At 73.3% G+C, this 25,965-nt stretch carries 22 protein-coding genes; 8 read left to right on the forward strand and 14 right to left on the reverse strand.

The window, feature by feature from the left end:
- Positions 1–34 precede the first annotated feature (34 nt).
- From hpf to mtrA, 5 genes are all read right to left on the reverse strand, one after another.
- Positions 35–745: a ribosome hibernation-promoting factor, HPF/YfiA family gene (gene hpf / locus DEJ20_RS12020; RefSeq protein ID WP_111236588.1), complete on the reverse strand. Its 711-nt coding sequence runs from the start codon at positions 743–745 to the stop codon at positions 35–37.
- A 158-nt stretch (positions 746–903) separates the two neighbouring features.
- Positions 904–1,566: a ComF family protein gene (locus DEJ20_RS12025; protein ID WP_111236589.1), complete on the reverse strand. Its 663-nt coding sequence runs from the start codon at positions 1,564–1,566 to the stop codon at positions 904–906.
- 96 nt (positions 1,567–1,662) lie between these two features.
- A complete protein-coding gene (locus DEJ20_RS12030) occupies positions 1,663–3,345 on the reverse strand; it encodes an LpqB family beta-propeller domain-containing protein (protein WP_111236590.1) in 1,683 nt (560 codons plus the stop codon).
- Positions 3,345–5,075, reverse strand: coding sequence for an MtrAB system histidine kinase MtrB (gene mtrB / locus DEJ20_RS12035; RefSeq protein WP_258377270.1), 1,731 nt, complete (start codon positions 5,073–5,075; stop codon positions 3,345–3,347). The genes DEJ20_RS12030 and mtrB overlap by 1 nt, the downstream gene beginning before the upstream one ends.
- Before the next feature lie 5 nt (positions 5,076–5,080).
- Complete coding sequence (gene mtrA, locus DEJ20_RS12040; protein ID WP_017888813.1) at positions 5,081–5,755, reverse strand: MtrAB system response regulator MtrA; 675 nt, start codon at positions 5,753–5,755, stop codon at positions 5,081–5,083.
- Between the two features lie 329 nt (positions 5,756–6,084).
- Between mtrA and DEJ20_RS12045 the strand changes: the two genes are divergently transcribed.
- From DEJ20_RS12045 to DEJ20_RS12065, 5 genes are read left to right on the forward strand one after another with little or no spacing between them, the layout of a single operon-like run.
- Complete coding sequence (locus tag DEJ20_RS12045; RefSeq protein ID WP_111236591.1) at positions 6,085–7,296, forward strand: glycerophosphoryl diester phosphodiesterase membrane domain-containing protein; 1,212 nt, start codon at positions 6,085–6,087, stop codon at positions 7,294–7,296.
- Positions 7,293–7,934: a DUF4129 domain-containing protein gene (locus DEJ20_RS12050; RefSeq protein ID WP_111236592.1), complete on the forward strand. Its 642-nt coding sequence runs from the start codon at positions 7,293–7,295 to the stop codon at positions 7,932–7,934. Before DEJ20_RS12045 ends, DEJ20_RS12050 begins: the two co-directional genes overlap by 4 nt.
- Positions 7,931–9,178, forward strand: coding sequence for a DUF4350 domain-containing protein (locus DEJ20_RS12055; RefSeq protein ID WP_111236593.1), 1,248 nt, complete (start codon positions 7,931–7,933; stop codon positions 9,176–9,178). Before DEJ20_RS12050 ends, DEJ20_RS12055 begins: the two co-directional genes overlap by 4 nt.
- 5 nt (positions 9,179–9,183) lie before the next feature.
- On the forward strand, positions 9,184–10,191 hold the full coding sequence (locus DEJ20_RS12060) for an AAA family ATPase (protein ID WP_375334838.1): 1,008 nt from the start codon (positions 9,184–9,186) through the stop codon (positions 10,189–10,191).
- Positions 10,191–11,543, forward strand: coding sequence for a DUF58 domain-containing protein (locus DEJ20_RS12065; protein ID WP_111236594.1), 1,353 nt, complete (start codon positions 10,191–10,193; stop codon positions 11,541–11,543). Before DEJ20_RS12060 ends, DEJ20_RS12065 begins: the two co-directional genes overlap by 1 nt.
- Positions 11,544–11,556: 13 nt before the next feature.
- Here the strand turns inward: DEJ20_RS12065 and DEJ20_RS12070 are convergent, their stop codons facing one another.
- The gene (locus DEJ20_RS12070) at positions 11,557–12,555 is read right to left on the reverse strand and encodes a stage II sporulation protein M (RefSeq protein ID WP_111236595.1); all 999 of its coding nucleotides are present in this window, start codon (positions 12,553–12,555) and stop codon (positions 11,557–11,559) included.
- A 42-nt stretch (positions 12,556–12,597) separates the two neighbouring features.
- Between DEJ20_RS12070 and DEJ20_RS12075 the strand changes: the two genes are divergently transcribed.
- A complete protein-coding gene (locus DEJ20_RS12075; RefSeq protein WP_111236596.1) occupies positions 12,598–13,467 on the forward strand; it encodes an RDD family protein in 870 nt (289 codons plus the stop codon).
- A 123-nt stretch (positions 13,468–13,590) separates the two neighbouring features.
- On the opposite strand, the gene ahcY is transcribed toward DEJ20_RS12075, so the two are convergent.
- Positions 13,591–15,069: an adenosylhomocysteinase gene (gene ahcY, locus DEJ20_RS12080; protein WP_111236612.1), complete on the reverse strand. Its 1,479-nt coding sequence runs from the start codon at positions 15,067–15,069 to the stop codon at positions 13,591–13,593.
- A gap of 104 nt (positions 15,070–15,173) precedes the next feature.
- The gene (locus DEJ20_RS12085) at positions 15,174–15,389 is read right to left on the reverse strand and encodes a DUF3499 family protein (RefSeq protein ID WP_111236597.1); all 216 of its coding nucleotides are present in this window, start codon (positions 15,387–15,389) and stop codon (positions 15,174–15,176) included.
- Positions 15,390–15,448: 59 nt separating this feature from the next.
- On the opposite strand from DEJ20_RS12085, the gene DEJ20_RS12090 reads away from it, so the two are divergent.
- The gene (locus DEJ20_RS12090) at positions 15,449–15,889 is read left to right on the forward strand and encodes a metallopeptidase family protein (RefSeq protein WP_111236598.1); all 441 of its coding nucleotides are present in this window, start codon (positions 15,449–15,451) and stop codon (positions 15,887–15,889) included.
- A gap of 22 nt (positions 15,890–15,911) precedes the next feature.
- Here DEJ20_RS12090 and DEJ20_RS12095 read toward each other — a convergent pair whose 3' ends face one another.
- From DEJ20_RS12095 to manA, 5 genes are all read right to left on the reverse strand, one after another.
- Positions 15,912–17,321: a DUF5719 family protein gene (locus tag DEJ20_RS12095; protein WP_111236599.1), complete on the reverse strand. Its 1,410-nt coding sequence runs from the start codon at positions 17,319–17,321 to the stop codon at positions 15,912–15,914.
- Positions 17,318–20,155: a glycosyltransferase gene (locus DEJ20_RS12100; RefSeq protein WP_146245504.1), complete on the reverse strand. Its 2,838-nt coding sequence runs from the start codon at positions 20,153–20,155 to the stop codon at positions 17,318–17,320. The genes DEJ20_RS12095 and DEJ20_RS12100 overlap by 4 nt, the downstream gene beginning before the upstream one ends.
- A gap of 130 nt (positions 20,156–20,285) precedes the next feature.
- A complete protein-coding gene (locus tag DEJ20_RS12105; protein ID WP_081827389.1) occupies positions 20,286–20,618 on the reverse strand; it encodes a WhiB family transcriptional regulator in 333 nt (110 codons plus the stop codon).
- Positions 20,619–20,806: 188 nt separating this feature from the next.
- Positions 20,807–21,769, reverse strand: coding sequence for a UDP-glucose 4-epimerase GalE (gene galE, locus DEJ20_RS12110; RefSeq protein ID WP_110861386.1), 963 nt, complete (start codon positions 21,767–21,769; stop codon positions 20,807–20,809).
- A 100-nt stretch (positions 21,770–21,869) separates the two neighbouring features.
- Positions 21,870–23,078, reverse strand: coding sequence for a mannose-6-phosphate isomerase, class I (gene manA / locus DEJ20_RS12115; RefSeq protein WP_111236601.1), 1,209 nt, complete (start codon positions 23,076–23,078; stop codon positions 21,870–21,872).
- Between the two features lie 66 nt (positions 23,079–23,144).
- On the opposite strand from manA, the gene DEJ20_RS12120 reads away from it, so the two are divergent.
- Entirely contained in the window at positions 23,145–24,524 is a 1,380-nt protein-coding gene (locus DEJ20_RS12120) for an O-antigen ligase family protein (RefSeq protein WP_146245505.1), read from the forward strand.
- Between the two features lie 13 nt (positions 24,525–24,537).
- Here DEJ20_RS12120 and DEJ20_RS12125 read toward each other — a convergent pair whose 3' ends face one another.
- Positions 24,538–25,890 (reverse strand): hypothetical protein, encoded by a 1,353-nt coding sequence (locus tag DEJ20_RS12125; RefSeq protein WP_111236603.1) that lies wholly within the window; start codon positions 25,888–25,890, stop codon positions 24,538–24,540.
- Positions 25,891–25,965 lie beyond the last annotated feature (75 nt).

The following is a 25,965-nucleotide window of genomic DNA, read 5'->3' on the forward strand; positions in this document are numbered from 1 at the left end:
GCACACGGTACGGGACCGGAGGCCCCGAGTCGGATCAGGCGATCGCGGCTGCGCGCTCCGCGTCGGTGTCGACCGCGGCCGGCGTCTGGCCGGCGGGCACCTCGTCGATGCCGATCACGCCGTAGTCCCAGCCCTTGCGTCGGTACACGACACTCGGACGGCGGGTCTCGGCGTCGAGGAACAGGTAGAAGTCGTGCCCGACGAGCTCCATGTAGTACAGGGCGTCGTCGACCGTCATCGGGGCGGCCTCGAAGACCTTGTGCCGGATGACGACCGGGCTGTAGACCTCGTTCTCGTCCTCGGCGGTCTCTTGGTCGACGACCGGGACGGCACCGGTCGCGACGTCCTCGATGAGCTTGCCGTCGGCCGGGACGACACCCATGCCGTCGAAGCCGCTGCCGGCGGCCTCGGCCACCGAGGTGGGGCGGTGCCGACCGTGGTGCACCTTGCGGCGGTCACGCGCCCGACGGAGGCGTTCCATGATCCGCGCGAAGGCGAGGTCGAAGGCGGCGTACTTGTCCGACGCCGCGGACTCGGCCCGCACGAGCGGCCCCGGTCCGATCAGCGTGAGCTCCACGCGGTCCTCGCCCTGGCTGCCGCTCGACTTCTCGTGGTGGCGGCTGATGCGCACCTCGAAGGCGAGGGCGCGGTCGGCGAGCACGTCGATCTTCTCGGACTTCTGTTCGACGTAGGTGCGGAAACGGTCGGTGACCCCGACGTTCCGGCCCGTGATCGTCACGTCCATGTGGCGGCTCCCATCCAGTGTCGGCGCGTCGCCTCCGTCCGGCGACCCGAACGCCTTGTCGCGAGGCTAGACCCGGTGCACTGTCGGCGTCACGGGGAGGCGGCGAGTCCGCCGGACGCTCACCGGACACACAGCGGCCACCGGGTGTTCACGGAGCGTCAGTCGTCGACGCTCGCCACGGCGACGCAGCGCACCACCCACCCGCCCGCCGCGCGCACGGCACGGACACCCTCGGCCATCGTCACGCCGGTCGTGACGACGTCGTCGACGAGCACGACGTCGCGGCCGTCGACGCCGGTCGCGCGCAGGGTCCCGACGGTCGCGGCGACGCGTTCCACCGCCGACCGCTCCTTCTGCCCCGGTCCGGATCGCCGGCGTCCGGCCGGGGTACGGACGAGGCGCCCCGTGTGCCGGACACCACCACGGGCGAGCAGCAGCACCACCGGGTCGAACCCACGCCGTCGGGCACCCGCCCGGGACGGCGGCACCCGGAGCACCACGGTGCCGTCCGGGGCCGCGGCGAGCGCCGCACGGACGAGTGCACCGAAGCGGACGCCGAGCGGACGGGCGACGTCGACCCGCCCGCGGAGCTTGAGTTCGAGGACCAGGGTGCGGACCAGCCCCTCGTACTCGAAGGCCGCGTCGAGCCGGACGCCGGCGACCAGCCGGACCCGCCCCGGCCGTGCTGCGAGCGCCGCGCGGCACGGTGGGCAGAGCGCGTGGTCCTGGCGGCCGCAGCCCAGGCAGGCGACGGGCAGGAAGAGCCCGAGCACGGCGAGCAGGGAGTCACGCCAGGGGGTGGGGGCGTCATCAAGGGGCATGCCACGACTGTGGTGGTGACCGGGCGGTGGCGGTGGGCCGGTGCGCCGGACGGTGGACGGGCCTCCAGGCCGGGTGGGGTGTGGAGGACCGTTGGGTCAGCGCTGGACGCCGAGCACGTCGGCGGTGACGCCCGTCGTGTCCCAGCCACCCCCGGTGGACTGCAGGACGTCGCCGTTCGACATCCGGAGCAGCAGCGCGCCGCCGCTGCCGCCGCTGATGGCGGTGGCGCGCCCGTCGGGCTTCGGCAGGGTGCTCGACTTGCCGCCGATGGTGGTGCGCACGATGTTCGGACCGGAAGTGGTCTGTCCGACCGAGGCGACGTCGGTGTCGTTCACCCACGTGGCGTCGACCGCGGTGCCGCTGGCGGCCTGCACCCGGACCGGGGCGCCGAACGAGGTCGGCGACCGGTCGGACCCGCGGATGATCGCCATCACGTACAGGCCGGGCCCGTCCGCGGTCTCGATGAGCGCGAGTGCCCTGGTGGAGTCGCGGGACACCTGGAACGACACGAGGTCGCCGCGCGGCAGGGTCGTGCGCACCTGGTGGGGGTCACCGCCGAGGCCGTAGGCCGTGATGCGGCGGGTGTCGGACTGCTGCCCCGCCCAGACGAAGCCGAGGTCGTCGACGGCGGGGGCGACGAGGTCGTCGCGGGCATCGACGCGCAGGCGGTCCTTGCCGCGCACGACGACGACGCCGTCCCGGTTGCCGACGGCCGCGGTGGTGCCGGACGCCGACAGGGCGATCGAGGTCGGGTCGAGGCCGGCGATCGCTGCCCCGACGCCGCTGCCGAGCTCGGCGACCTTGCCGGTGCCCGAGGCGGCGTAGCCGACGACGCCGTCCTCGTCGACGAGGGGTCGGGGGTCGACGTCGGGGTTCAGCTGGGCGTCCGCTCCCCCGGAGTCCGGCACCGACAGCGTCGCGCCCTCGATGGTCATCGAGACCGACGAGATGGTGGCGACCGAGGCGAGGGACTTGCTGAGCTGTTCGCGCATCCGGACCTTGTCGACGGTGCTCGCACGCAGGGCGTCGCTCGACAGGTCGACCAGGGCGGTGCCGCTGTCGATCGTCACCGCGTTGAGGGACAGCTGGGTGCCCTCCGGGAACGACGAGACGACGGCGCCCTTCAGCCAGTCGGCGGGGCCGGCCAGCAGGGCGCTGGCGATGCGGGTGCTCGTGGAGGAGCGTGCGAGGAACCAGCGCTGGTCGGGCACGAGGAAGCGGTAGGTCGGGTCGTAGAAGTACAGCGCGTGCGGCTGGAACACCGACTCGAAGCTGACCGGCGACAGGATGATGCCGTCCGGGGCGTAGGCGATTCGCCACTCGCCGTCCTCGCGGACGAACTGGAACGTCAGCGTCGACGAGGTCGGGCGGACGGCCTGGGTGTACTCCCCGTCGGAGTCGACCGTGGCGCTGGCCGTCATCGTGTAGGTCAGCTCGCGGTCGTCGGCTCGCTCGACGGTGCCGCTGCCGTCCCGGATCGTGACGCCCTGCCGCGGGTTCCACTGCTGGGCGAAGTCGGCGGCCAGGAACTGCCGGGCGATCGCGTAGTTGTCCTGGGCACCGGTGGCGGCGGCGATGAACCCGCGGAGGATCGCCGTCTGGTCGGACCCGGTGATCGGCTTGTCCGGCCGGAAGTCGACGCCCGAGAGCGACTCGTCCTTGATCGTCTGCCCGGTGCGCACGGCACCGTCGGTCGGGATGGCCGCGCAGGCGGTGACCGCGAGCAGGCTGACCGCGGCGAGCACGACGGCGAGGACGTGGCGGATCCGGTGGCGCATCAGGACTCCTCTCGCACGGCGCGGGGGCCGTCGTACGACTCGTCGAGCTCGGGCAGCGGGATGGCCGAGGTGGCGGTGGTGCTCTGCTCGTTGCGGGGCAGGGTGAGCACGAAGGTCGAGCCCTCGCCCGGTCGGGACCACACGTCGATGCGCCCGCCGTGGAGCTTCGCGTCGCCGAGGCTGATCGCGAGGCCGAGGCCGGTGCCGCCGATGGTGCGCTTCCGGCTCGGGTCGGCCCGCCAGAAGCGGTCGAAGACCCGTGCGGCGTCCTCCGGGGGCATGCCGACGCCCTGGTCGCGGACGGCGATGGCGACGGTGCGTGCGTCGCTGTCGACGACGACCTGCACGGGCTTCGCGTCGCCGTGCTCGATGGCGTTGCCGACGAGGTTGCGCAGGATCCGGCGGACCCGCTTGGCGTCGAGCCGCATCGTGGTGTGGCCGCCGGGGGTCGCGAGCTGCAGCTCGACGCCGGCGCGTTCGGCGAGCGGGCGGAACTCATCGACGATGTCCGCGGCGAGGGAGGCCGGGACGACGGGTGCGGTGTCGAGCTGCACCGCCTGGGCGTCGTACCGGGAGATCTCCAGCAGGTCGGCGAGGAGCATCTCGAAGCGCTCCACCTGGGCGTGCAGGAGCTCGGCGGACCGGCCGACCGACGGTTCGAACGCGTGCCGGGAGTCGTAGAGCATGTCGCCGGCGAGCCGGATCGTGGTGAGCGGGGTACGGAGCTCGTGCGACACGTCGGAGACGAACCGCTGCTGCACGCGGGAGAGCTCGGCGAGCTGGGTGATCTGGCGGCTGACCGCCTCGGCCATCCCGTTGAAGCTCCGCGCCAGGGTCGCCAGGTCGTCCTGGCCGCGCACCGGGATGCGCTCGTCGAGGCGCCCCGCGGCGATCTTCCGGCTCGTCTCGGCGGCACCGCGGATCGGCACGACGACGAGCCGGACGACGAGCGAGGTGACCAGGGCGATGAGCACCATCAGGGCCACACCGCCGATCGAGAGGGTCTGGGAGACGAAGTCCAGGGTCTGCTGCGCGTCGGAGAGGTCGTAGACCAGGTAGAGCTCGTACTGGCCGGCGCTCGGGATCTGCAGCGTGGACCCGACGGCGAGCCCCGGCACCCGGCGCCCGTCGTCGTCGAGTTCGACGGGCTGCAGGCTGAGCCGACCGGTGTTCTGCGCGACCTCCTTGCGCAGGGCATCGGTGATCACCGCGTCCGGGAAGTCCTGGCTGGCGATGGTCTGCAGCGTCTGCGGGGTGGACTGGTCCGGGCTCCGCTCGATCGCGATGCTCGTGCCGCCCGGACTCGTCGTGTTCGACAGGATCGCCTGCTGTGCCTCGTTCTGCAGGGTCTCGAGCTCGGACTGGTTGTTGTCCTCGGCCGCGGTCGCCGCGTCGAAGATCCCCTGGGCGACGATGGTGGCCCGTGCGGACTCCGACTCGATCTGGTCGCGGCGCTGCGAGTAGACGTTCGTCGAGATGCTCACCATGACCGCGGTGCCGATGATCCCCACCGCGAGCCCCGTCGTCATCACGGTGATGGCGACCGAGCGGAACATGAGCGAGCGCCGCCACAGGTAGGCGATCGGACGCCAGGCGCGTCGGAGCCAGCGCCGCATCCGGCGACGGCTACGGTCGACGACGCCGATCGAGACGGTGGTGCTGCCGGCCCCACCGGCGCCGCCGGCCCGGCCGGAGCGTGCCGAGCCCGACGGGCGCGTCGAGGGCGGCACGGTGCTCAGGCTCCTCCGGCGCGGTACCCGACGCCGCGGACCGTGGTGACGGTCTTCGGGTTGTCCGGGTCGTGCTCGATCTTCGCGCGGAGCCGCTGCACGTGCACGTTCACCAGACGGGTGTCCGCCTTGTAGTGGTAGCCCCAGACCTGTTCGAGCAGCATCTCGCGGGTGAACACCTGGTTCGGCTTCTCGGCGAGCGCCCGGAGCAGGTCGAACTCGAGCGGCGTGAGCGCGATCACGGTGTCACCGCGGCGCACCTCGTGCCCGGCGACGTCGACCGTGACGTCGCCGACGTGCAGGACGGTGGCGTCGGACGCGCTCGGTCGCAGGCGGGTCCGGATGCGCGCGACGAGCTCCTTCGGGTTGAAGGGCTTCACGACGTAGTCGTCGGCACCGTTCTCGAGCCCGAGGACGACGTCGGCGGTGTCGCTCTTCGCCGTGAGCATGATGATCGGCGTGCCGCTCTCGGCACGGATGCGCTTGCACACCTCGATGCCGTCGATGCCGGGCAGCATGACGTCGAGCAGGACGAGGTCCGGCTTGGTGGCGTGGAACGCGTCGACGGCGTCGTTGCCGTCGGCGCTGAACTCGGGTTCGTACCCCTCGGAGCGGAGCACGATGCCGATCATCTCGGAGAGGGCCTGGTCGTCGTCGACGACGAGGATGCGCGGTGTCATGTGATCTGGACTCCGGGTGGCGTGCGGGTGCCGTGGTCGGCACGTGTCCCCACACGATAGCCGAGGCCCCGCCGCGCCGGGTTTTCCGCCAGGATGGGGGTGGACCGTGCATCGCTGGCTCGGTCCGACACGACGAGGGGGCTGGAGTCATGTCCGATTGGCACACACCGGGCGGTGGGCAGCAGGGTGCGCCGACGCCGCCGGCGTCCGGACCGGCGCAGGGACCAGGACCCCAGCCTGGAGGCCCGCCCCGCTTCTCCGTGCCGCCGCAGCCCGCCCCGGGGCCGGGTCCGGGGCGACCGGGCGGTCCGTCCGGTGGCTCGCGTCCGGTGATCCCGCTGCGCCCGCTCGGTCTCGGGGACATCCTGGCCGGGGCGTTCACGGTCTTCCGCCGGAACGCCCGCGTGCTGCTGCTCTGGAGCGTGCTGCTGAGCGGTGTGCTCGGCCTGCTCTCGACGCTTGCCAGCACCTTCGGGCAGCAGGCGTTGCAGTCGCGGATGTTCTCGGCCCTCGACGGCGGCAGCGGTGCCGACTCGGTGGTCGCTGGCACGCTGACGCTCACGGCACTGCTCTCGGTCGTGCTGCCGTTCCTCGCCTACCTCGGTCGCGGGTTCCTGGTGGCGCCGGTCGCCGCCGACACCGGGCAGCGGGTGCTCGGCCGTCGCGCCACGTTCCGGGGGCTGTGGGCGCTGCTCGCCGGCCGCCGGTGGTCCGTCGTCGCGTGGATGCTCGTGCAGATCGGGGCCGGTGCGGTCCTCGCGATCCTGGCCGGACTCGTGTTCTTCGGGGTGTTCGCGGCCATGGGCGCCGCCGACTCCGGCACCTGGTGGTTCGTGCTGGCGCTGGTGCTGTTCGTGCTCGGCATCGGTGTCGTCGTCGTGTGGCTCGCCACGCGCTTCGTGCTCACCGTCCCGACCATCGCGCTCGAGGGCCGACCGGTCTTCGCCGCAGCCGCACAGTCGTGGCGCCTGACCCGCGGGGCCTTTTGGCGGACCTTCGGCATCCTGCTGCTCGTGCAGCTCGTGTTCGGGTTCGCGGCGTCCATCGCGTCGATCCCGCTCACCATCGGCGCCGTGCTCGTCGGGGGCACCTTCGACCCCCTCGGGCAGACGGGCGGCACGTCGGGAGCCGGCACCGGTGCGGTCATCGCCATCGTCGTCGGCAGCCTGCTCGCGATCGCGGTGCAGTGCATCACCGACGTGCTGAGCGCCTCGATCACCACGTTCCTCGCCATCGACCGGCGGATCCGCACCGAGGCCCTCGACCAGCGGATCGCATCGCACCTGGACTCCGGGCAGCCGACCGACCCGTTCGCCCCGTCCGAGCCCGTCGCACGCCCGCCGTGGCCGCCGCAGCAGCAGTGGGCTGGCCAGCAGTGGCAGGCGCAGCAGCAGCCGTGGCCCGGGCAGCAGCAGTGGCAGCCCGGCCAGCAGGAGCAACCGTGGCAGCCCGGTCACCAGCAGCAACCCTGGCAGCCCGGCCAGCAGCAGCAACCCTGGCAGCAGGGTCCGGGCCAGGCACCGCCGAACGGCTCCGCGTGACGGCGGTCGACCCGGACGAGGCGCGTCGCCTGCTCGAGCGCGAGCTCGAACGGTCCGCCTACGACGCTGCCCGGCCGACGTGGTGGGACCGTGCCTCGCGCTCCTTCCTCGACTGGCTCGGGTCGCTCCGCGCCGACGGCATCGACTCCCCCGCGGCGGCCCGCACCGCGCTGGTGATCGCGATCGTGGTGCTCGTCGCGGTCGTCGTGCTCGTCGTCGTCGCCCGCGGACTCCCCCGCCGGCGCGCGCGGGCCGGTGACGGTGACACCGGCGGGGTGTTCGACGCCGACGACCTGCGCTCCGCCCGGGAACTCCTCGAAGCGGCCCAGGCCGCCGTCCGTCGCGCCGATTGGTCGGCAGCGGTGCTCGACGGGTTCCGCGCGATCGCCAGGGGTCTCGGCGAGCGCGACCTGGTGCCCGACGTGCCCGGAGCCACCGCGCGGACGATCGCCGCACGGGGCACCTTGCCGTTCCCCGCGTCGGCCGGTGCACTCGACGCGGCAGCGACCGCCTTCGACGCGGTCCGGTACCTCGGTGCCGACGCCGACGAAGCCGCGGCCCTGCGCGTGCTCGACACCGAGCGGACCGTCCGGCAGGCCCGGCCCGCCCGGGCCGAGGGACCGGTGGTGCCGGCATGACGACCGACACCGCCACGCGGACGAGCGCCGGGCCGGCTCCTGCTCGGGCTCCGGCTCCGGCCGAGGGACGCCGGTTCCGCATCGGGTTCTGGGTCGCGATCGTCCTGGTCGGCGTCCTGCTCGCCGCGCTGACCGCCGTCGTGCAGGGCACCGACCCGGACGCACCGCGCGCACTCGACCCGACCTCGACGACGGCCAGTGGTTCTGCCGCGCTGGTCCGGGTGCTCGAGCAGCGGGGCACCGCGGTCTCCGTCACCGACACCGTCGACGGCGTCGGCGGGATCGACGGCGGCACGGTGTTCATCGACGACGCCGACGGGGCGCTCGACCCCGCCGTCGCGGAACGCATCGCCCGCACGGCCCGGCACGTCGTGGTCGTCAGCGCGAGCGGCGCCGGCCTCGACGCGCTGCTCGGGTTCCCGGTCGACCCGCCCGCCCAGATCGACGGTGACGCCACCGTCTCGACGGCCTCGTGCGGGATCCCGGCGGCGGCCTCGGCGGCGCGGGTGACGACCGCCGGCTCCGGGTACACCGTGGACGACGACGACGCCGAACGGTGTGCGCCGACCGGCGAGGGCGGCTCCCGGGTCTGGGGCCTCGTGCGCACCACGACCCCGGGCGGCGACGTCACACTGCTCGGCACGACCTCGACGTTCCGGAACGACACGATCGCCACCGCCGGGAACGCCGCACTCGCCCTCGGGCTGCTCGGCGCCGACGAGCTACTCGTCTGGTACACCCCGGCCGTCGGCACCCCCGACGCCGCACCGACCCTCGGCGAGCTCGCCCCGCCGTGGGTCCCGAGCGCCCTCGCACTGCTCGCCCTCGTCGCCGTCGCAGCCGGCGTCTGGCGGGGCCGACGGCTCGGCCCGCTCGTCGTCGAGCGGTTGCCCGTCGTCGTCCGTGCTGCCGAGACCACCGAGGGTCGCGCCCGCATGTACGCCCGCACCCGTGACCGCACCCACGCCCTCGACACCCTGCGCGTCGCCGCCGTCCGCCGCATCGGCCGGATGCTCGGACTTCCCCGATCGGCCCACGTCGACGAGGTCGTCCGGACCGCGGCCCAGGCCACCGGCATCCCGCACACCCGTGTCGGCGCCGTGCTCGTCGGCGGGACCACCGACGACGACCGTGCACTCGTCGACGGCACCGCCGCGCTCGACGACCTCGAACGCGCCGTCCGCCGGGCGACCTCCGGTGACCGACCGACCTCCGACCCCGACCGACCAGGAGCACGACCGTGACCGACCTGCCCCCTGCCACCACCGAGCACACCGCACCGGAGCACGACCCGGCGACCGCGGCCGGCTCCGACCTGCGCGACGCGTTCGGCCGGGTCCGCACCGAGGTCGCCAAGGCCGTCGTCGGCCAGGAGGGCGCGGTCTCCGGCATGATCGTCGGACTCCTCGCACAGGGGCACGTGCTGCTCGAGGGCGTCCCCGGTGTCGCGAAGACCCTGCTCGTCCGCAGCCTCGCCGCCGCGATGACGCTCGACACGAAGCGCATCCAGTTCACACCGGACCTGATGCCCGGCGACGTCACCGGGTCGCTCGTCTACGACGCCTCGACCGGCACGTTCCCGTTCCGCGAGGGCCCCGTCTTCACGAACGTCCTGCTCGCCGACGAGGTCAACCGGACGCCGCCGAAGACCCAGTCGGCGCTGCTCGAGGCCATGGAGGAACGCCAGGTGAGCGTCGACGGCGACGCCCGGGCCCTGCCCGACCCCTTCTTCGTCGCCGCGACGATGAACCCGATCGAGTTCGAGGGCACGTACACGCTGCCCGAGGCGCAGCTCGACCGGTTCCTGATGAAGCTGACGCTCGACATCCCGCCGCGCGACGTCGAGTGGCAGGTGCTCCGGCGCCACGCCGACGGGTTCGTCCCGCGCGACGTCCGGTCGGCCGGCATCACCCCGGTGGTCGGCGTCGACGAGGTCGTCCGTGCGCAGCGTGCCGTCCGCGGCGTCGGGGCCCGCGACGACGTGCTCGCGTACATCGTCGACCTCGCCCGGGCCACCCGGCAGGCACCGTCCGTCCGCGTCGGGGTGAGCCCCCGCGGAGCGACGGCACTGCTCGCGGCCGCCAAGGCCTGGGCCTGGCTCACCGGCTACGACGCGATCACCCCGGACCACGTGCAGGCCATGGCCCTGCCGGTCTGGCGGCACCGCCTGCGGGTCGCCGCCGACGCCGAGCTCGAGGGCGTCGGTGCCGACGGCGTGCTCCAGCAGGTGCTCGAGCAGGTGCGGGTGCCGATCTAGTGGCGGTCTCCGGCCGGTTCGTCGCGCTCCTCGCCGTCGCCCTCGTGCCCACCGTGCTGCTCGGCAGCGGGTGGGCCGGTCTGGCGTGGGTCGGGGTGGTGCTGCTCGCCGCGGCGCTCGACGTCGTGCTCGCCGCCGACCTGCGACGGGTGCGCGTGGAGCGGCGGATGCCCCGGCTCGCTCGACGCGACAGCACCGCGGACGGCACCCTCGTGCTCGCCAACGACGGCTCCCGGACGGTCCGCGGTGTGGTCCGTGACATGTGGGAGCCGTCGGCCGGCCACCGTCCCCGTCGGATCCGGATGACGGTACCCGCCGGGGAGCGACGGACGGCCCGGATGCGCTTCACACCGTTCCGTCGTGGTCGACGCCGCACCACCGGGGTCGCCGTGCGGTCCTTCGGTCCCCTGGGCCTCGCCGCACGGCAGCGGGTCGTCGCGGCACCGGGCGAACTCGTCGTGACGCCGCCGTTCCGCTCCCGGCGGCACCTGCCGTCACGGTTGGCACGGCTCCGCGAGCTCGACGGCGAGACCACGCTGCAGCTCCGCGGGCACGGGACCGAGTTCGACTCGCTGCGCGACTACGTGCGCGGCGACGACGTGCGGTCCATCGACTGGCGCGCCACCGCGCGGCGGCAGGACCTCGTCGTCCGCACCTGGCGTCCGGAACGCGACCGACGCGTCGTCGTCGTGGTCGACGCGGGCCGGGCGGGTGCCGGCCGCGTCGCCGACGAACCCCGACTCGACACCTTCATCGAGTCGGCGCTGCTCCTCGGGGCCCTCGCTGCCGCCGCCGGTGACCGCGTCGACCTGGTGGTCCTCGACGACACCGCACACGACCGCGTGCACGGCGCCACCCGCACCGACGTCGTGCAGCGCTTCGGCGAGGCACTCGCGATGGCCGAACCCGGGCTCGCCGCGACCGACTGGGCATCCGTCCCCGCGCTCGTCGACTCGATCACGACCTCGCGCGCCCTGGTCGTCCTCGCCTCGAGCCTCGACTCCGTCGGCGCCTCGGGCGACCTGCTCGCCGTGCTCCCCCGACTGTCCCGACGGCACGCGGTCGTCGTGACGAGCATCGAGGACCCGGACGTCCAGCGGATGGCGCGCGGCGGGGTGGACCCGACCACGGCGATCCGCACCGCACGGGGCGGACGGGTGCCGGGCCTCCCGACCGGCGCGGAGCGCGACGTCTACCGACGCGCGGCCGCCGAACGCACCCTGCTCGACGCGGACGGTGCAGCCGACGTCGCACGGCGCTCCGGCGCCGAGGTCGTGCGCGGCGCACCGGCGGAGGTCCCGCCGCTCGTCGCCGACGCCTACATCCGGGCGAAGGCCACCGGCCGGCTCTGAACCGGGACGGACGTCAGCCGGCCACCAGGGCGGTGGAACCGCGCTCGAACTCCTCGAGGTCGCCGCGCTCCCCGGCTCGGTACGCGCGGCCGCCGAGCACCCACTGGTAGGTGAGCACCGCGACCAGGGCGACCGTGCCGATGCCGATCTTGATCGGCCACGGCCAGTCCTGCCGCGTCACCACGCCCTCGACGATGCCGGACAGCAGCAGGGTCAGGGCCAGGCCGATCGCGATGGTGATGAGTGCGCGGCCGTCCTCGGCGAGGGCCTGGGCGCGCGTGCGTCCGGGCCCCGGTGCCACCCACGACCAGAAGATCATCAGCCCCGCACCGCCCGCGAGGAACACCGAGTAGAGCTCGAGCTGCCCGTGCGGGGAGATGTAGAGGAAGAAGTCGGCCAAGCGGCCCTGGGAGTGCATGATCGCCGCGGAGACCCCGAGGCTGACGGCGTTCTGCATGATCGAGAACGGCACGAAGACCCCGGTGATGCCGAACGCCACCATCGTCGCGGCGATGTAGGCGTTGTTCGTCCAGACCTGCGCGGTGAAGGCCCCGAGGCCACGGTCGGAGTAGTAGTCGACGAAGTCCTGCGTGGCGTACCGACGCAGGGCCTCGTCGCTGCCGAACGTCGCCGTCGCACCGGGGGTGGTGGTGATCCAGACGGCGACGATCGCCGCGATCGCCACCGTCGCGAGCGCGACCCAGATGGTCACCCAGCGGATCCGGTAGAGCGCCGCGGGCAGCTGCCGCGTGAAGAACAGGGCGACGGCGGTCAGTGGATCGACGGGGGTGCCCGTGAACCGCAGGCGGGCGCGGAACAGCGTCAGCGAGAGCCGGTCACCGGTCACGGTGCGCGGTGCGGCGCCCCGGATGCGGGCGAGGTCGGTCGCGGCCTCCTGGTAGCCGGCGACGAGCCGGTCGACGTCCGCGCCGGACCGGTGCCGGGCACGCGCCAGACGGTCGAGCTCCTGCCACCGGTCACGGTGCACCTCGGTGTAGGCATCCAGGTCCACGTGTTCCCCCTCAGGTCGCGCGATCTCCGACAGAATGATCCCATGCCGAAGCCCCGCACGCCGCGTGACCTCGCCGACGCCCGGTTCTCGCGTGACCTCGACGAGACCGCCGACGAGCTGGTGGTGGGCGAGGGCGTCGCGCTCGACGTCCAACCCGCCGGACTCGTGCTGCGGCTCGCGGCCGCGCTGCTGGACGGCCTGTGCATCCTCGTCCTGTTCGTGCTCGCGCTGTTCGGCGTCTGGCGGCTCTGGCCGAGGGGGCTCGAGCCAGCCTGGGGTGCTGCGCTCAACATCGTGCTGCTCGTCGTCGTGCTGGTGCTGGTCCCCGCGGCGGTCGAGACCGTGACGAAGGGGCGGAGCGTCGGACGGTTCGCCACCGGCACCCGCGTCGTCCGGCTCGACGGCGGCGCGATCGGGTTCCGGCACGCCTTCACCCGGTCGCTCGTCGGCCTGTTCGAGCTCTGGATGACGTTCGGCTCGGTCGCCCTGCTCGTCGCGCTGTTCGGCAGTCGGCCTCGGCGCCTCGGGGACCTGCTCGCCGGCACGATCGTGCAGCACGAACGCCTGCCGAAGCAGCGGGACCCCGAGGTGCTGCTGCCCCCGGAGCTGACGGCCTGGGCCGGCGTCGCGGACGTGTCGGCGCTGCCGCAGCGGTTGGAGAACCGCCTGGGTGCGTTCTTCCGCGGGGCTGCACTGATGCGCCCCGAACTGCGCGAGGCGGCGGCGCAGACCCTGGCGGCCGAGGTGTCCGCATTCGCGCACCCGGTGCCGCCCGTCCCGCCGGAGGTCTTCCTGGCCGGGGTCGTCGTGCTGCGGCGTCGTCGGGACGTCCGGGCGCTGGGTGCCCGCGCGGAGCTGCTGACCGCGGCGGGGGCGACGGCGGCGGCGCCCCCGCCGGGCTTCCCGCGCTGACGCGCACCGCGGCGCCGCGCTGACTGCCCCCGCGCAACACTGCGGAACGGACACAGCACCGCGGAGATCCACGGTGCTGTGTCCGGAACCAGGCTCCGCCGGCCCCGGGCCGCCCCGCCGCGCTCAGTAGCGGTAGTGGTCCGGCTTGAAGGGCCCCTCGACCGGCACACCGATGTACGCCGCCTGCTCCGGACGCAGCGACGTCAGCTGCACCCCGAGGGCGTCGAGGTGCAGGCGCGCGACCTTCTCGTCCAGGTGCTTCGGGAGCACGTACACGCCGGTCGGGTACTCCTCGCGCCGGGTGTGCAGCTCGATCTGCGCGAGCACCTGGTTCGTGAACGAGTTGCTCATCACGAACGACGGGTGCCCGGTCGCGTTGCCGAGGTTCATGAGCCGGCCCTCGGACAGCACCAGGATCGATCGCCCGGTCGGCAGCCGCCACTCGTGCACCTGCGGCTTGATCTCGACCTTCGAGACGCCGGGCAGCGCCTCGAGTCCCGCCATGTCGATCTCGTTGTCGAAGTGCCCCACGTTCGCCACGATCGCCAGGTGCTTCAGCCCGAGCATCTCGTCGACCCCGACGACGCCCAGGTTGCCGGTGCACGTGATCACCATGTCGACGGTGTCGACGACGTCCGCCAAGCGCGCGACCTGGTAGCCGTCCATCGCCGCCTGCAGCGCGCAGATCGGGTCGACCTCGCTGACGATGACACGGGCACCCTGCCCGCGGAGCGCCTCGGCCGCACCCTTGCCGACGTCGCCGTAGCCGACGACGAAGGCGACCTTGCCGCCGATGAGCACGTCGGTGGCCCGGTTCAGGCCGTCGGGCAGCGAGTGCCGGATGCCGTACTTGTTGTCGAACTTCGACTTCGTCACGGAGTCGTTGACGTTGATCGCCGGGAACTTCAGCTCGCCGTTCCGGAACAGCTCGTACAGGCGGTGGACGCCCGTGGTGGTCTCCTCGGTGACGCCCTGGATGTCGGCGGCGATGCGGGTCCAGCGGTCCGACGAGGTCTCGAGCGACCTCGCGACGGTGTCGAGCACGATCTTCCACTCGGTGCTGGCGTCCGGCTCGGCGACCGGAGCGGCACCGGCCGCCTCGGCGTCGGCGCCGGTGTGCACGAGCATCGTGGCGTCGCCGCCGTCGTCGAGGATCAGGTTCGGCCCGGTCCAGTCGGCACCCGCGGCGGCGGCCTCGTCGCTCCAGTCGAAGATGCGGCTGGTGCACCACCAGTACTCCTCGAGCGTCTCGCCCTTCCACGCGAACACCGGGACGCCGGCGGGGGCGTCCGGGGTGCCGGTGGGTCCGACGGCGACGGCGGCCGCGGCCTCGTCCTGGGTGGAGAAGATGTTGCAGCTGGCCCAGCGCACCTGCGCGCCGAGGGCGACGAGCGTCTCGATGAGCACCGCGGTCTGCACCGTCATGTGCAGGGACCCGGCGATGCGTGCGCCGGCGAGCGGCTGCGACGCGGCGAACTCGTCACGCAGGGACATCAGGCCCGGCATCTCGTTCTCGGCGAGGCGGATCTGGTGCCGGCCCGCCTCGGCGAGGGACAGGTCGGCGACGCGGAACGCAGCAGCGGTGCGGGTTTCGGTGGGCATGCCCACCAGTCTTCCATGCCGGGAGGCGCGGATCACCAGCAGATCCGGGTCACGTCTCGCGGGCCTCCGGTCCGACCACCGCGGCACGTCGCGGACGCGAGCCGTCAGTCGGCGTCGCGCCGCAGCGGCTCACGCCGCACCACCTGCCAGCCGCGCGGGACGCGCAGGGCGGCGGCGTGCCGGGCGCAGAGATCGTAGCCGTGCGGCTCGACCCGGGTCGACAGCGGCCCGACGACGACCATGGAGTCGCCGTAGTCGTACGTCAGGGTCGACGAAGCGCTGTTGGCACACGCCACCTTGCTGCAGATCCGCACGTCCATCTCGTCAGGGAGCCTAGCGGAGCGTCCGGCGCGCACCCGTCCCCGCGTACGATGTGGGGATGCGTCGGAAGCCTCGCCTCGTCACCCCGGTCGACCGCGGTCGGGGGCGCTCCCGGCACGGCCGCGGTGGGCGTTCGAGCGTGACCGGGCCCGAGCTCGCGCCGATCACCACCCGCGCCGAGGCGTTCGACCGGATCGTCGGTGACAGCGCGCACTACCTGCTCGGTCTCTGGCCCGAGGAGCTCTCCGGCGTCGTGTTCCAGGTCGCGGACATGCCGAGCGACACGACCCTGCCGGACGAGATGCCGCGCTGGCGGATCGACCGCGACACCCGCCGCGTGACCGTCTTCCGGATCCCCGTCGAGCGGGTGAACCGGAGCCCCGAGAAGGACGACTCGGACCGCCGCATCATCATCGAGACCGCGGTGTTCCGCGCGGTCGGCGAGCTGATCGGCAAGGACCCCTGGGACCTGGCACCGGACCGCTACCGACACTGGTGAGCCGGGCCGATCGCGCCTGGCGTCAGGGGTAGACGCGGACCGGGGTGGAGACGTCGGTCGCCGGCCGCACCGGGAACCCGGCGATGCCGTCGGCCCCTCGGTAGGTCACGCCCGCGACGATGCCCTCCGTGCCGGTCAGCGTGAGCTGCTTCGCGGTCTGCACCGGGAGCGTCACGGTCGCACCGGACAGGACCTTCAGCGTCCGACGTTCGTCGCCCGACCGCACCGTGACGGAGCGGTCCTGACGGGTCGGGTTCACGAAGTTCAGGCGCACGCCCTCACCCGGGGCGATGGCGGTGATCGTCCGGTCCCCCAGCGGCTCGGCCGAGGCGAACCACCCGAGGTCGGTGCCGCTGCTGGCACCGTCGGTCGGCGTCGTGGTGCGTGCACCGGTGACGACCGGCTCGGTCGAGGTGACGGTGAACGAGTACCGGCCGTCCGGGAAGTCGTCGAGTGCGACGTCGGTGACGACCCCGGGCTCGGCGGTGGCGTTGACGGTCGTGCCGCCGCCGTCGGCCGTGCTGATGCCGAGGGTGACGCGGGCCGACTTCGTGCCGGGGACGAACAGCCGGACGATCGGCGCCGCGTCGGCCGTGTCGTCGCCGCGCTGGGCGGCCTGCGCGTCGGCGAGGGCGACGGCGGGGATGACCTGCGAGCGGGACGGCGCGGCCCCACCGGAGACGATGTCGTAGCCGCCCGGGGTGAGGGTGCGGACGACGGACTCCTGCATGTGCGCGACGATCTGCCCGCCGGACGACGTGACGTGCACGACGGTCGAGGCGGCGTCGGACACGAAGCCCGACAGCGGGACGACCTTCTGCGTGTTCGGCGCGACGACGATGCCGGTGGTCCCGGGCGCACTGACCGTCCCCGAGCCGTCGAAGATCGTCAAGTCGACCGTGGCGTTCACGTCGGTCGGGTTCGAGAGCGTGACGAGGCTCGTCCGACCGGTCTCCGTCGAGCCGCCGACGAGCCACGTGGACTGGGTCGGGTCGTCGCACGAGGCAGCGCCCGCCCCCACCAGGTCGCCGCTCGAGACGCTCTGGAAGCTGCTGCCCGCGACCTGCGGCGTCGTCTCGCCAGCGGGGGCCGTCAGGAGCCGGGGGTCGCTGCCGCCGGTGGTCGAGGCGTCGAGCGAGGACCGCTCGACCGTCGAACCGGTCGTCGCCGTCGCGACGGTCGCGGTGCCGACGGTGCTCGCCTGCGTCGCGTCGTTGCCGGCGTCGTCGGACAGTCGCAGCGCACTGCCGGCGCAGACACGCTCGGCGGCCGCGGGGACCGGCGTGACGGTGCGCCCGGCCGGTCGACCCGGTTCGGACTCGGTGCCGATGGCGTGGGCGGCGGTGACGGCACCCGCGGCGACGACGACGGCGACGGCCGTGGCGGTGCCGCGGACGATCCAGCGCCGGACCGAGGAGGGGTTGGTGCTCATTCGTCGCGCTCCTCGTCGAAGGTGGTGGCGGGTTCCTCGGCCTCGATGACGTTCGAGGTGGCACGGCGGCGGCGCGGGGCCGTCGGGACCGCGAGGAGTGCTGCGGCACCGAAGACCACGCCGAGCACGACGAGGTACAGCACGTGGGTGGCCTGGGTCGCCGCGGAGCCGGAGCGGGTGCGGTCGACCTCGCCCTCGTAGTGGAACAGCTGCCCGTTGGTGGTCTCGCCGATGCTCGTGAAGAGCGCGTTCTGGCCGATCGCACCGGCGGCCCGGTCGTGCACCGTCTGCGCCTCGGGGTCGTCACCGGCGTCGTCGATGAGCACGAAGCTCACGCCGAGCTCGCGGAGCGCCGGCCGGGGGTCGTACCCACTGCGGCTCGCCAGGTTGCCGGCGAGCGTCGTCAACCGTGCGCCGGACTCGCTCAGCCGGAGTGCGGTCGCGTCGAGCGTCGACTGGTCGTCGAGGGTGGAGCCCTGCCCGCGCTCGAGCGTGACGGCGAGCGAACCGTCGTCCTGCGGGACGACCACGAGCGTGCCGACGTCGGGGTTCGCCTGGGCCTCGGCGTTCACGTACGCGCTGAGCACCCGGCCGGTGGTCGGCTCGATCGTGGCGGTGCCGAGGTAGAACGCCGCGAAGGCCGGAGCCACGGCCACGCCGGCGAGCACGGTCGCGACGAGCCCGGTGACCGGGGCGGCCTTCGGCAGCACGTCGATGCCGATGCAGGCCGCGACCACGAGGGCGAGCCAGTACACGGACAGACCGCTGCCGGGCCAGACGATGGTGGTGGTCGAACCGACACCGGTGACCGTGACGTGGGTGGCGGCGAAGGCCGTGGCGAAGCCGAGGAGCGCGATGACGAGCGCCGAGCCCGCGACCGCCCAGCGGTGGCCGAGCATCGCCCCGATCGCGGCGGCCGCCACGGGGAGCGCGAGGACGGCCATCACGATCGGCAGGACCGTGGCGACCAGCGCGAGTCCGGACGTCGCGGGGAGCCAACCGCTCCAGTCGGGCAGGGGCTGTCCGATGGCCAGCTGGAGCGCGGACGGCGCCCGGGTCGCGGACGGCGCACCCGGGTCGGCGAACACGGCGAGCAGGTTGCCGCGTGCCGCCTGCGCCAGGATCAGCGGCAGGAAGAGCACCGCGGTCGGCACCGGGATGAACAGACGACGGTGGGCCCGGCGCCAGCCGACCAGGAGCGCCACGAGCCAGCCGACCAGCAGGACCGGCAGCAGCGACGGCGCCGAGGCGGCGACGACGGCGAACAGGAGCGACGCACCCGAGGCCCAGGCCCATGAGCGGTGCGCCTCGAGCACGGCGACGAACAGCCACGGCAGCACCAGGTGCGCGATCACGGCGCCGAGGTGCCCGGTCGTCACCGCGCCGACGAGCGACGGGGCGATCGCGTACAGCGACGCACCGATGACCGGCACCCAGGTGCGGGTCGTGACCTTGCGGACCGCGAACCAGGCGCCCAGTGCGGACAGCGGGAACGCGACGAGCATGACGAGCACGACCGCGGTGGACGGCGACCAGAACACGATCGAGCCGAGCACGGCGAGCACCGCGGCGAAGGGGTCGGACGGGCCGGTGAAGCCCGTGCCGAGTGAGTGGAAGCCGTACCCGACGTTCTGCCAGAGCTGTCCCGGGGTCGCGGAGAGCGGCAGGAGTCCCCCGCCGGTCAGGGCCGGCGACCCGAGCAGCGGGTAGAGCGTCACGACGCTCAGGACCGCGGCGGCCAGGACCACCCAGATGCCGCCGTCGCTCAGGAACGACGCCCGGGCGATCGGGGCGTCCTCCGCCCGGGCGAGTTCGACGTCCCGCGAGGTGGTGCGGTGCTCGTGCACCCGACGCCAGCTCACGCGGAGCGGTTCGACGGCCGCCCAGCCGAGGTTCTTCGTGCGGGCGAGGTTCTTGCGCGCGCGCCCCGTGCCGCCGCCGAACGCGACGGCGAACGCGGCGGAGAGCTCGGGGACCACGGCGGCGGGGTGCTTCGCGACCAGGTGACCGAGCGCGCGGCCGATCGCGAACGGCACGAGCGTGAGCCAGTGCAGCCAGACCAGCGCGGCGGGCGCGTACGTCATCCGGCGGTGCAGCTGCGCCTGCCGGTGCATCCGGACGCGCCGCGCCTCGGACACGCGCTTGCGACCGAACTCCTCGATCGGTCCGGCGCTGGTGACCTTGGCCCCCGGCACGAGGGCGACGCGGTGTCCGGCGAGGCGGACCCGCACCGAGAAGTCGAGGGCCGCGTCGACGTCCGGCAGCGCCGGGTCGAAGCCGCCGAGTTCGTTCCAGACGGAGCGGCGCACGAGCATGCCGCCCGCGGCGACACCGAGCACGTCGGTGTTGCGGTCGTGCTGGCCCTGGTCGAGCTCGTCCTGCACCAGCACGATCGACCGGCCGAAGCGGGTCATGCTCTCGCCGAAGTCGCGGATGACCGAGGGGTCGTCGTCGGCGACGAGCTTCGGACCGGCGACGACGACCGACGGCGCGATCTCGACGGCGGAGAGCAGGTCGGCGAGCGCGGTCGGTGCCGGCGCGTTGTCGTGGCCGAGGATCCACAGCCACTCGTCGACCGGCTCGTCGGTCGCCGCGGGCGGCGCGCTGCGCTCGCCCTGGCGGACGGCGTCACCGAACGCGGTGCCGGCGGGCAGCCGGACGAGCTGCGCGGACCCGCCGAAGGACAGTTCGGCGGTCGATCCGTCGGTCGTGCCGACGTCGACGACCACCAGGTTCTCGGGGTGGCGGGTCTGGGCGGCGAGCGCGTCCAGGGTCCGGTCGAGGTGGGCCGCCCCGTTGGCGGCGACGAGGATCGCGGTGACTCTGGGCTGCATGACGGGCGTCACTCTACGGTCTGGAGGCGCGGTGTCGGGTGCGGACGGCGGCGCGCCGTGAACCTTTGGATGCGCTCACTGCGCGGTGCGGGACAGGCGCTCCACGCGCCTCCCGGACGGGGTGGGGCGGCTACGCCCTTTTCCGCAACTTGCGGCGTTCACGCTCGGAGAGGCCACCCCAGATGCCGAAGCGTTCGTCGTTCTCGAGCGCGTACTCGAGGCACTGCGCCCGGACCTCGCACGAGGTGCAGATCTTCTTCGCCTCCCGCGTGGAGCCGCCCTTCTCGGGGAAGAACGCCTCGGGGTCGGTCTGCGCGCAGAGCGAGTCGACCTGCCAGGCGAGCGGGTTCTCCTCGTCGTCGGTCTCCGGACGTCGGACACCCGGGACGCCGAGCGCCACGGGATCGACGTGCCAGTCCTCCGGAACTCCGGCGTGGAACTCGGAACCGTTCACCCTGATCACCCCTGCCGCCTCGACAACGAACCCCAACTCTTGCGGCCGTTGCCTGTAATTACAGCGGTGTCATTCGCCTGAGTCAAGTCGCGGATCATAGAAGGCACTGACCGCTCCAGCGTGTCATGTCCCCCGTTTGGGCGTGTCGCACCGCTCGGGTGGGCCTTCCGGGGGACAACTGACTCGTCCTCAGGCGATCAGGAAGCGCTGCGACGGGCCTCCCAGGCGCTCGACACCATCTCGTCCAGGGAGTGCCGCATGGCCCACTCGAGGTCACGGGCGGCGGCTTCGCCGGTCGCGACGATGCGGGCCGGGTCGCCGGGGCGCCGCGGTGCGATCTCGGGATCGAAGGCGATCCCGGTGCCCGCCGCCATGGCGTCCATGATCTGCCGGACGCTCACGCCGTCGCCGCTGCCGAGGTTGTAGGCACGCTCGAGCGGCTCCCCCGCCTCGAGCTTCCGCGCGGCCACCGCGTGCGAGTGCGCCAGGTCGGCCACGTGCACGTAGTCGCGCACGCAGGTGCCGTCCGGGGTGGCGTAGTCGTCGCCGTTGATCCGCGGGGTCCGGCCGGCGAGCAGCGCGTCGAAGACCAGCGGGAACAGGTTGTGCGGGCTGGCGTCGTACAGGTCGGGCTCCCCTGAGCCGACGACGTTGAAGTACCGGAGCGACGTGGTGGTGAAGCCCGCGGCGACCTCCATGTCGCGCAGCAGCCACTCGCCGATGAGCTTCGACTCGCCGTACGGCGACTCCGGGTTCTTCGGGGTGGACTCGACCACGGTCTCGACGTCCGGCGTGCCGTAGACCGCCGCGCTGGACGAGAAGACCGCCTTGGTGACGCCGGTCTCGGCCATCGCGCGCAGCAGGGTCGCCATGCCGGTGACGTTCTGCTCGTAGGTGTGCAGCGGACGCTCGACCGAGACGCCGGCGTACTTGAACCCCGCGACGTGGACCACGCCGGTGACCTCGTGCTCGCGCAGGGTGCGTGCGACGAGCTCGCCGTCGAGGATCGTGCCCTCGACGAACGGCACGTCGTCCGGGACGAACGCGCGGAAACCGCTCGACAGATCGTCGAACGCGACCGTGTCGATGCCGGCCGAGCGCAGTGCTCGGACGACGTGGGACCCGATGTACCCGGCACCGCCGGTGACCAGCCAACTCATGCTCGCCACGCTAGCGGACGTCGGCGACACCCCGGTGGCGGTGTGCGGGTCCACGCCACGGCGTGCGGCCCTGCGCCGTTCCCGGTGCCGGTCCGCGCCCCTAGGCGCCGGTGGCGATGAACACGGTCGACGTGATGCCGTCGGAGGAGTCCGCCTCGACCGTCACGTCGCCCTCGTCCGGGGTGATGAAGCACGACTCGCCCTTGCGGAGCAGGGTCGCCGACTGCGCGCCGACGAGCGTGACGACGCCCTCGGTGCAGATCGCGATCGACGGCCCCACGAGCGGGGCGACCCCGCCGGTGCTCAGTCCCACCGGGCGACCGTCGCCGTCCACCCGCAGCAGCGCGAAGCCGACGCCGTCCGGCGCGAACCGGTCGACGCCCGGGGCGATGCGCTCGGGCTCGAGGACCGGTGCCGGGTACGCGGTGAAGTCGAGCACCCGCAGGAGCTCCGGCACGTCGACGTGCTTCGGCGTGAGCCCGCCGCGCAGCACGTTGTCCGACGGCGCCATCAGCTCGATGCCGAGTCCGTCGAGGTAGGCGTGGATGTTGCCTGCGGGCAGGTACATGGCCTGCCCGGCGGTGAGCGTCACCCGGTGCATGAGCAGGGAGACGACGATGCCGGGGTCGCCGGGCCAGCTGGTCGCCAGGTCGCGGACGGTCGCGGTGTTCGGGGTGAGCAGGTCGTCGTCGAGGGCGACGGCCAGGTCACTGGCGGCCTGCACCACGGCGAGCGCGGACTCGTCGGCGGTCTCGAGCCAGCGGACGGTGTCCTCGAGCCCGTGCAGCAGGTGCACCTCGAGCGGACCGAGGCGTCCGGTGCCGGCGTCGAGCACGCGGACCTCGGCCAGGGTCTCCTCGACCGGGCGGAAGCCGCTCAGCGCCTCGAACCGCTCGCTCAGCGCGACGACGAGCTCGGGCTTCGGGAACGGGTCCTTGTAGTTGCGGGCCGGGTCGTCGAGCGGGATCCCCTCGCGCTCCTCGCGGGAGAAGCCCTCTTCTGCCTGCTCCGGGGTCGGGTGTGCCTGCAGCGAGAGCGGTGCCGCCGCCGCGAGCACCTTGAGCAGGAAGGGCAGGCCGGTGCGGTCCGGACCGAGAGCGGTCTCCGGCTCGTCGGCGATCCAGTCGCTGAGCGTGTCGGCCCCGCCGACCATGGCCGGGTTGACGACGACACTGGGGCTGCCGGCGTGGGCGCCGAGCCAGAGCTCCGCCTGCGGGGCACCCGTGACGGTGCGGCCGAGGAGCTCCGGGATCGCGGTGACCGAGCCCCAGGCGTAGTCGCGGGGGGTGTTCGTGATGCCGAGGAACATGGGCCAGAGCCTACCGGCGCTGCCGGTGGAGTCCTGCGGACGGCGACCGGCCGGTAGCCTGGCGTCGTGACGAACACCTGGCCATTGGCGCGCGGGACCGTACCGGAGCGCGAGGCGTTCGCCTTCGGGGCGACGACCCTGTTCGTGCTGTTCGCGGGTGACGCCGTGCCGAACACCCTGACCTGGGTCGGGGCCGGTGTCCTCTGGGCCCTCGTCGCGGCGTGGGGCATCACGATCCTGGTCCGGGCGAAGCCACCGCTCGTCCGCACCCCCTGGGCGCTCTGGGCGTTCCTCGGCTGGTGCCTGGTGACCCTGGTGTGGTCGCACTGGCGCTTCGCGACGATCTCGAGCCTGACCGTGCAGGTGATCTGCGCGGCCGTGGCGTTCACGATCGCCTCGACCCTGACGTGGCGCCGGATCACCGATGCCCTGAGCCTCGCGCTCCGCTGGGTCCTCATGCTCTCGCTCCTGTTCGAGGCCGCCGTCGCGGTGTTCGTCCGGCACCCGATCGCCCCGATCTGGACGGACTACGGCGACCGCGACGTCCCCGACGCCTTCTACTTCTCGCGCGCCGAGCTCTTCACCGGTGGCAGGATCCAGGGGCTGCCCGGCAACGCCAACCTGCTCGCGATGGTGGCCCTGCTGGTCGCGATCGTGGTCGCCGTGCAGTTCGCCGAGGGTCGGATCCGCCGGAACCAGGCGATCGGCTGGCTCGTCGTCGCGGCAGTCGGCTTCGTCCTCACCCGCTCGTCGACGGTCATCGCCGCCGCACTCGTGGTCGCCGTGGTCGCACTGGCCGCCGTCTGGATGCGCCGTGTGCCGACGGAGCGCCGAACCCCGCGCTACCTGCTGCTGGCGGTGGGTGCCGTCGTCGTCGCCGTCGCCGCGTTCGTGCTGCGCGGCCCGGTGTCCGAGATGCTCGGCAAGGGCTCGGACGCCACCGGGCGCGGCGAGATCTGGGCCAAGGTGCTCGGCCTGATCGACCAGCACCCCGTGGGCGGCTGGGGCTGGATCGGGTACTGGTGGCCGGGCATCCCGACGCTCGCCGACCTGGCGCAGCGCAAGGGCGTCACGTACCTGCAGGCCCACGACGCCTACCTAGACGTCTGGATGCAGACCGGCATCATCGGCCTGGTGCTCTTCGCGATCTACGTGGTCACGACGCTGTCCCGCTCGTGGGCCTGCGCGACCCGCATCGGGTACGACGCCGCGCTGCGTCCGCGGGCGTTCGACCCGGTGTCGCTCCTGCCGCTCCTGGTCGTCGTCGCCCTGCTCGTGCAGTCCGTCGCCGAGTCCCGCCTGCTCTACCAGGGGAACTGGGTGCTCTTCGCCCTGCTCGCCGTCAAGACGCGCATCGTGCTGACCGGCGAGGAACCGGTGTCCACCGGCGACGGTCCGCGCACGCCGCCCGCCAAGCGCGAGTTCCGCTGGGCCGGCACGCGCTGACCCGGACGCTCCCTCAGCGCGACAGCCACGAGCACGACACCGGGGACGACCACGGGTTCGACTTCACCCGGGCGACCTGGAGCGTCGGGTCCGCGTCGCACGCCACCACCGCCGCCGGCAGCTGTCCCGCCCACACCGGCCCGTCGCTCCGTCGCGTGACCGTCGGCGCGACGTGCAGCACGGCCGACGCGACGACGGCGGTGACCACGCACCAGCCGGCCAGCGCGCCGACCAGGCGACCCGGGCCTCCCGTCCGTCCTGCCGTCCGCGACCAGCTGCGGGCGTCCACGAGCGTGGCGGCGGCGACCACCGTGGCGCTCACCAGCAGCAGTCCGGCGGCCGCGGCGTAGCGCTGCGGCGGCACGGCGGCCAGCGCGGCGACCGGGGCCGACCAGCGGAGGCCGTCACCGTCGTTGGCGAGCACGGCCGCCCACCAGACCGCGAGCGAGCCGACGGTGAGTGCTGCGACCATCCACCGGGTGCGGGCAGGCCCGACGACGACGGCCGCCAGCAGAACGACGACCAGCAGGGCGGCGGGCACCACGACCACCGCCCACCCGTGCTCGACCACCGCCGTCAGGACCGCGCCGAGGTCCGGGTCCCAGGCACCCGCCACGGGGCGCAGCAGGTACCCCGCGAGCACGTCGCGCACCGCCGGCGACCCCGTGGCGAGGACCCGCGGGCTCGTCAGGGTCGTCACGCCCTGCACCACCAGGGCGACGACCGCGACGACTGTGACGGGCAGCGCGGTCCACCGGCCGGCGGGCCCGGGCGCACGGCCACGGGGCGTCCAGGAGAGGAGCAGCAGGGGCGCGAACAGGGCGGTGAGCGGTTCGGTGAGCACGGCCGCCCCCGCGACCACGGCGAGCGCCCCGGCCGCCCACCACGACCGAGCACGCCACGCGAAGACCCACGGCACCAGGACGAGCAGGAACCAGTGCAGGTTCGCCGCGTTGCCGCTGATCTCGTACGGGGCGAGCGGCAGGACGACGGGGACGGCGGCGAGCACCAGCCGCAAGGGCCACGGTCGCACGACGTCACGTGACAGCACGAACACCAGGGCGCAGACCCCGCCGACGACCGTGCACGCGGCGAGCGCCACCACCTGCGCGTACCGCTCGGGCGGCAGCGCGTACCCGAGGTCGACGATGAGGCGGGGCAGCAGGTGCACGTACCCGGCGTAGGGGTGCAGCAGGGTGTCGACGGGACCCATCGCGATCCGTTCGCGCAGGAACACGCCGCCGTCCTCGGCCCAGACGGTGTTCCGCGGCACCGGGCCGAGCCGGTACCAGGCCAGGGCGGTCGTGAGCAGGCCAAGGACGACCGCGACGAGGGGGACGCCGGCGACCCTGCGCGCGAGGTCCATCCGGTGAGGATAGTTCGGTCATCGCGCATCGTCGATACAGCCACACCGCGATGCGGTGTGCTCGTCACAAGGTCG

The organism is Curtobacterium sp. MCSS17_005 (assembly GCF_003234225.2).
Classification (GTDB): domain Bacteria; phylum Actinomycetota; class Actinomycetes; order Actinomycetales; family Microbacteriaceae; genus Curtobacterium; species Curtobacterium flaccumfaciens.